We start from the raw sequence: 5,988 nt of genomic DNA, 5'->3' as shown, positions 1-5,988 counted from the left end.
GAACGTTCCCATTCCTACACGGCGTCCAGGGGGCTGGGGAGCAGCTTTACGCGTCTCGCGGCTGAACGGCGCAGCATATTTGCTGTGCTTCTTGCGCTCCAGCTCCTCAATTTTCTTTTTCAGACGAGTGTTTTCGGCACGGAGCGCGTGATTCTCGGCCTCCAACTGCTCGAATCGCTCGGTCTGCTGACGGATGATCTCCAGCACATCACCCTCTGTCAGCGTCCCGGCCATGCCCTGAGTCTAGCGAATCTTGTTGGCCTCCGGCCACCGGGCAGAGGCGCTAATCAGATACGGCGCAGCTTCTGGGCCGCCCGCTGCTGCCTGGTGAGATCGTCCACCACCGGGACGGCGACAGCACCAACAACGCGCCCGAGAACCTGATCGTCCTCCCCAGCCAGCGCTATCACGCCCACATCGAGTTCCACCAGCGCCGCAAAAATTCGGGGATGCCGAGCCTGTTCCCGGAAATGTTCCAGGGGATCAAGCTGCCGCCCTACGGTGGCCTCTTCGATTGCTTGCTGTCGTTGCCGGTTCATGAGCCTCCTCTCCCCTTCCGAAGGGCGGCCCGTAAGCCCAAGCCGCTCTTTGATGCTGCGCCGCTCTTTCTCCGCAACGAACAACCCGCCCGTCTCCAGCAGGTGTTAATCGTCCCTGAGTCCATTCCTGCCCTTTTGCATAGGGCCAGCCATTTGGCTGAACTGCTGTCCCAGTTCCAGGTTCAGGTGGTTGAGGGACGGCAGGTGAGGCTCATTCCGCTACGCGACTTCTCTCCCCAGAGATGAGCATCAAGCTTCATTGGACGACGCAGCCCACGCGCTTCAACTCCTCCTGAATTACACTTATTACACTTATGCTAGATTGATGGCATGACCGCGTCCTTCATCGCTACTCCTCAGGATCAGGAGCAACTTCAGCAGATGGCCGATGGCCTGGCGCAGGTGCCGACCGACGCTCCCGTCTACCTGCAACTGCCGGGACAGGCAGACCCTCTCCAAGTCTCTCCCCTGCTGGCCAGTGTCCTGCGGGCGTCGGTCAGAGAACTCCTGGACGGTCATGTGATTTCGCTGGTGGTGGCGGACCAAGACCTGTCCACCATCGAGGCGGCCAAGTTACTGGGCATGAGCCGCCCCTTTCTGGTCTCCAGATTTTTGGAGACTGGGGAGCTGCCGTTCCATAAGGTGGGCAGCCACCGGCGCATCCCCCTGAAAGCCGTGCTGGCGTTTCGGGACGAGCGGGCGCAGCGGCTGGCCATTGCCGACGAACTGACGCGAGAAGCCCAGGAGATGGGCCTGTACGATCTTTGATGACCCCGGTCCCCACGGCGTTCTGTGACGCCAACGTGCTGTACTCAGCCCTGCCGCGTGATCTGCTGATCCGCCTGGCCCTCGCGGAGCTGTGCGAAGTGCGCTGGTCAGACGAGGTGCAGGACGAGTGGACGCGTAACCTGCTGGCCATGCGTCCAGACCGGGCGCAGGCGCTGACCCGCACCCGTGCGCTAATGGAACGTGCCTTGCCGCAAGCCCGCTGTCACGGATATGAATCATTGATCCCTGGCCTCGCGCTGCCCGATCCAGATGACCGCCATGTGCTGGCCGCCGCCCTGCATTCGGGGGCAGATGTGCTGCTGACCTTCAACCTCAAGGACTTTCCACCTGCAAACGTTCCTGGGGGAGAGTTGCTGGTGACGCATCCCGATTCCTGGCTGGTGGACGTTATGGTCCAGGATGAAGAGCTGACTCTGACAGTGGTACAAGAATTGCTGGCGGCGCTCCGAAGTCCGCGTCTGCAGGTGGCCGATCTGGCGGAGGCGTTGGATCGTTTGACACTCACCCGCACGGCGGAGATCATTCGGACCCTGGGAAGGTAGTCGTCCACTTCGGGGCGTTCACTGACGTTCCAACTCCTCGGAGATTCAGGTGGATGTCTGGCGGCGATTGTCAGAGGCCGCTGACCTTCAAAGGAATCAAGAACTCTGAACTTTGGACGCCAGAAACGACAGAGCTTCCCACGCAACACCCGTAGGCGCGAACCTGGAATCTGAAGTGGTTGTGCATGCTGGGGTCAGCTCCGGCACGTGCTGCCCGGTGCGTTCAAACCCATAAAAAAGGGTTGTATTGCCTTAACTGGGTCGGGATAGGCTAGCCCGCCATGACCGATGCCAAGCCCTTTCGCCACCGGTTTCCGATGTCGATCATCCAGCGCGGCCAGCACCGCCGAAGTAGGCGCGTACCTCGTCCTGATCAAACGTGATGGCAGCCTCCATATCCACGCACCCACCGGCATCAAGCCGATGAACTGGCAACCCCGTACCGACGAACTCACCGCCCGCGTCGAACACGGCCGCTGCGTCCTGCATGCTTCTCGTCGCAGTCCGGAAGAACTGGTGCGCGTGACCTTCCTCCTCCCGCACCTCGCGCTCGCGCTGGATTTATATGAGGAGGCTTCCTTCACGCTGTCTGGCTCAGAGAAACAGATGCAGGACGCCCTCGCCCGTCACCCGGACCTCATTGAACCCGGACTCACCGTGCTGGACCGCGAGTTGCTCATTGATTCGGGTGGTATTGACCTCTACGCCCGGGATGTGGACGGGCGGTACGTGGTGGTGGAACTCAAGCGGGGCCGGGCCACCCAGGACGCCGTCAGCCAACTAGGCCGCTATGTCGCCACCGTACAAAAGTTGGGTGTGGGTGCGGTGCGGGGCATTCTGGCTGCACCGTCGATTACTGCGCCCGCGCTCAAGGAATTGCGTGCCAGGGGGTTGGAGTTCCGCGAGATGGGGGCGTGGCCAGACGCGCCAGCTCCAGCAGCTTTGCCTTCCTTGTTCGACTGAACGCGTGAGATCATTATAAAAGAACCGCCCACAGCTGTGGGCGGTTCATGTCTTAGAACTACGTTTACAACTCGCCCTTCAGCGTGCTGGCCACTTTGAAAGACACCTTCTTGCCGGCAGGAATCTGGATCTTCTCGCTGGTCCCCGGCTTCACGCCCGTCCGAGCCGCAGTCTCCTTGACATTCAAAGTGCCCAGTCCAGGCAGCCCCACGCTCTGCCCGCCCTGAAGCGAGCGAACCACCGCGTCCAGCATGGCGCTGACCGCCCCCTCGCTCTGCACTTTCGTCAGGCTGGTTTTATCAGCCACCATGTCCACCAACTGAGCTTTGGCAATCTTGCCACCAGCAGCCGCTGACGCGGGTGCAGAGGCCACAGGGGCAGCAGCTTTCGGCGTCTTCGTGGATGCAGGCTTCGACTTTTTCGTCATGTCTCACAGTGTGCGCGATCCATAGCCCTCAGTGCAAGCAAAGTTGGCCACTCAGCTCGCCTACAAAGCCTCCAACGCCCCCGGCAGAATGAACGTGGACAGTGGCCCCTGCGCTCCCACCAGTTCCCCACTCCCCAGATCAAACCGCAGGTCTTGCTCCCCCAGCTTCAGCCGGACCATGGACTTTCCCACCCGGATCTTCCGGGCGAATTGCACGCGGGCCAGCGGAGACTCGAACACGCAGATCGGCACGCCACGCCCATTCCCCACGGGCTGCGCCATCCGCGCCAGCGTGGCGGCCTGCTCGTACACCAGCAGGTGATCCTCATGCACAGCAACCAGTGACTCACGCGTGGTGGATAAGGCCTGTAAGCCAGTCAAGGCCCAGACCCGGACCAGCGCCCGGTCCTCCTCGGCCAGCGCCATCAACCGCTCCCGCACCGCTTCCCGCGCCAGCATGGAGCTGCCACCCAGCAGCGTGCCCGCTTCCCCCGCCGGCCGGGTGGTCCTGGGAGCAGGACAGGGTTCGGGTTTTCGTGCCACTTTTGCAGGACGGGGACGTCCGTTGCTGGGAGATGGCGTGAGGCTCGGCCCTCCTTGGGTTTCCGGCAACTCACCCGGCTTCACAAACTCCTGCTTCGCCCACGCCTCCTTGCCGTACGCGAACCGCAGCACCTGCTGCGCCCTCGTGACCGCCACGAACTGCACGGCCCGCTCCTCGGCCTCGTCCCCCTGTGCGAGCGGCATCAGTTCCGGGTACAGGATCGTCACGCGCGGCCACTCCTTGCCCTTCGCCCGGTGTACGGACGCCAAGATGACGTCGGCGTCCGCATCCTCCTGACACAGCTCCTTTAGCAGGGCCAGAGCGCTCTCCAGCGTGCCTTCCCCTGACGCACGGGACACCACCCAGGCCAGGTACCGCAGGCAGCGGGCCAGGTCATACAGTTCCGTGCGTTGCTGCCGGGCCACCCGGTCCCCTTCCGCAATGCGCGTCCCAAGCGGCTCGTCTAATGGGGCGAGATACGCCCGTGCCAGCTCGGTCACGGCATCATTGCAGAACGTGCCGTGTGCGGGCAAGGCCGCCGTCAACGCTTCACGCAGGCGCACTTCCAGGTCCCGGCCCACCACGCTGACACTCACGCGCCGCGTCATCAGTTCCAGGGCCAACCGGATCAGGGGCGCGTTCGTCCGGCACAACACCGTATCTCCCCGTTCATAGGTGACGGTCTCCGCGCTGACATGCTCGATCACACCCGGTAGGGCTTGCGGGGCGGGCTGGATGAAAGAGCTGTACGCACGGGCGTACCGCACCACTTCCCGTGGACACCGGAACGACACGGAGAGCGGCAATTCCACCGCATCCACCGCAGCTTTCAGGCGGCTCAGGGCGGCGGGGTCTGCACCGGCCCACAGGTAAATGCTCTGATCGCTGTCACCCACAAAAATCAGCCGTCCTGGGTCTGCGCTGTCAGGCAGGCCAAGCAGGTGCTGCACGAACTGCTGGCGGAGCGGCGTCAGGTCCTGAGCTTCATCCACCAGGGCCAAGCGCAGACGGTGCTGGCCGTACCCGTGGCGGACGGGGAGCCAGAGCATGTCCGTGTAGTCCGCGCTGCGGGCGTCCTGCCAGAGGCAATCACCGGCTTCATGCATGGCGGGGATCAAGTCCAGAAGTTCACGGGGATGGCCGCGCCAGTCCGTGCGGGCGGAGAGGCGTTCGGCATCGGAGAGTGTCAGGTTGACGAGGGTTTCTTCGCGGGCAATGTCCCAGGCACGGGCGGCTACATACAGGGGTGCCCGGGCGCCTCGCATGACGCGGGCGGCCACCTGTCGGCCCTTGTCGCGTACGAGGTCCAAGCCCCCAGTCTGGCTTTTCAGGAGGCCCAGACCGTGGGCGTGCAGCGTACGGGCGCGCACCTGGCGGGGCAGGCGGGGCTGGAGATCGGCGACAGCATGCTTGTTGTAGGCGAAGTAAACACCGTTCTGCCCGAGCTGCCAGGCGGCCTCCAGGAGTGTGGTGGTCTTGCCTGCGCCAGCGGTGGCGCGCAGGAAGATATGTGCAGGCGTCGTGGTAGCACAGGCAAGGAACGCGCGTTGCTCAGGAGTGAAATGGGGTGGGATCGCACGCTGGTTCACTCTGGCCTCCTGGCTCAAGATAGGGCAGAAAAACGCGCCTGAGTGGGGCATTTTGATCATGTTTCGGTACTGATAGACTTTTCTGCACTGCGGATGCTGGGCTGACAACTCCAGCAGGTGGCGTGGGCAGTCGCAACGGTCCGATCAAATTGCTCAGCCAAACTGGATGCGGAGGACAAAGCGGGTATGCCACTGAATCGGGCGGACTTGTATCTATAGACGTGCTGCCAGGCTGATGCGATCAAGAGTTTCCAGTCCTGTGCCACACTGCGTCTCAAACAGCCTCCAACAATGGTGAACCAGGAAAAAGTGCGGTCAGGACGAACTTACGGTGTTCTTGGGCCGCCAGATGCTGTGCAGCACGCCATGTGAGTTCGGGATCTCGTTTTCTGACCTCCAGGACGGCATGAAAGGCTTGAACCACCAGAAAGGCCCAGTTTCGGTGTGCCTGGATGTCACGGTAACGGCACTGGCCGAAACTCAAGTTCTGTTTAACAAGGCGGTGAATGACTTCGATCCCCCAGCGGGCTTTCCAAGCCCGCAGCAGTTCTGCCAATGTAATGTCTGACTGCTCAAATGTGCTGATCAGAAAAAA

General features: G+C 62.3%; 7 protein-coding genes and 1 pseudogene. 4 read left to right on the top strand and 4 right to left on the bottom strand.

The window, feature by feature from the left end; genetic code table 11:
- Nucleotides 1-234 (bottom strand): annotated as a pseudogene (locus BOO71_RS15660) (IS66 family transposase); the annotation flags it as partial.
- 71 nt (nt 235-305) lie between these two features.
- Between BOO71_RS15660 and BOO71_RS26435 the strand changes: the two are divergent.
- From BOO71_RS26435 to BOO71_RS15640, 4 genes are all read left to right on the top strand, one after another.
- A complete protein-coding gene (locus BOO71_RS26435) occupies nt 306-785 on the top strand; it encodes an HNH endonuclease (protein ID WP_083653504.1) in 480 nt (159 codons plus the stop codon).
- An 84-nt stretch (nt 786-869) separates the two neighbouring features.
- Complete coding sequence (locus BOO71_RS15650) at nt 870-1,307, top strand: excisionase family DNA-binding protein (protein ID WP_083653502.1); 438 nt, start codon at nt 870-872, stop codon at nt 1,305-1,307.
- The gene (locus tag BOO71_RS15645) at nt 1,307-1,870 is read left to right on the top strand and encodes a PIN domain-containing protein (RefSeq protein WP_075834010.1); all 564 of its coding nucleotides are present in this window, start codon (nt 1,307-1,309) and stop codon (nt 1,868-1,870) included. Before BOO71_RS15650 ends, BOO71_RS15645 begins: the two co-directional genes overlap by 1 nt.
- Before the next feature lie 288 nt (nt 1,871-2,158).
- Nucleotides 2,159-2,833, top strand: a complete 675-nt coding sequence (locus BOO71_RS15640; protein ID WP_075834008.1) for an endonuclease NucS domain-containing protein — start codon at nt 2,159-2,161, stop codon at nt 2,831-2,833.
- 64 nt (nt 2,834-2,897) lie between these two features.
- Here BOO71_RS15640 and BOO71_RS15635 read toward each other — a convergent pair whose 3' ends face one another.
- The 3 genes from BOO71_RS15635 to BOO71_RS27900 all read right to left on the bottom strand — a co-directional run.
- Entirely contained in the window at nt 2,898-3,260 is a 363-nt protein-coding gene (locus tag BOO71_RS15635) for an HU family DNA-binding protein (RefSeq protein ID WP_075834006.1), read from the bottom strand.
- 60 nt (nt 3,261-3,320) lie between these two features.
- A complete protein-coding gene (locus BOO71_RS15630) occupies nt 3,321-5,393 on the bottom strand; it encodes a UvrD-helicase domain-containing protein (protein ID WP_254843186.1) in 2,073 nt (690 codons plus the stop codon).
- Between the two features lie 274 nt (nt 5,394-5,667).
- On the bottom strand, nt 5,668-5,988 hold a 321-nt coding region (locus tag BOO71_RS27900), incomplete at its 5' end, for a hypothetical protein (RefSeq protein WP_439823018.1).

It is taken from the genome of Deinococcus marmoris, assembly GCF_001949125.1.
In the GTDB taxonomy this organism is placed as follows: domain Bacteria; phylum Deinococcota; class Deinococci; order Deinococcales; family Deinococcaceae; genus Deinococcus; species Deinococcus marmoris_A.
This window is presented reverse-complemented; position numbering and strand designations above follow the sequence as displayed.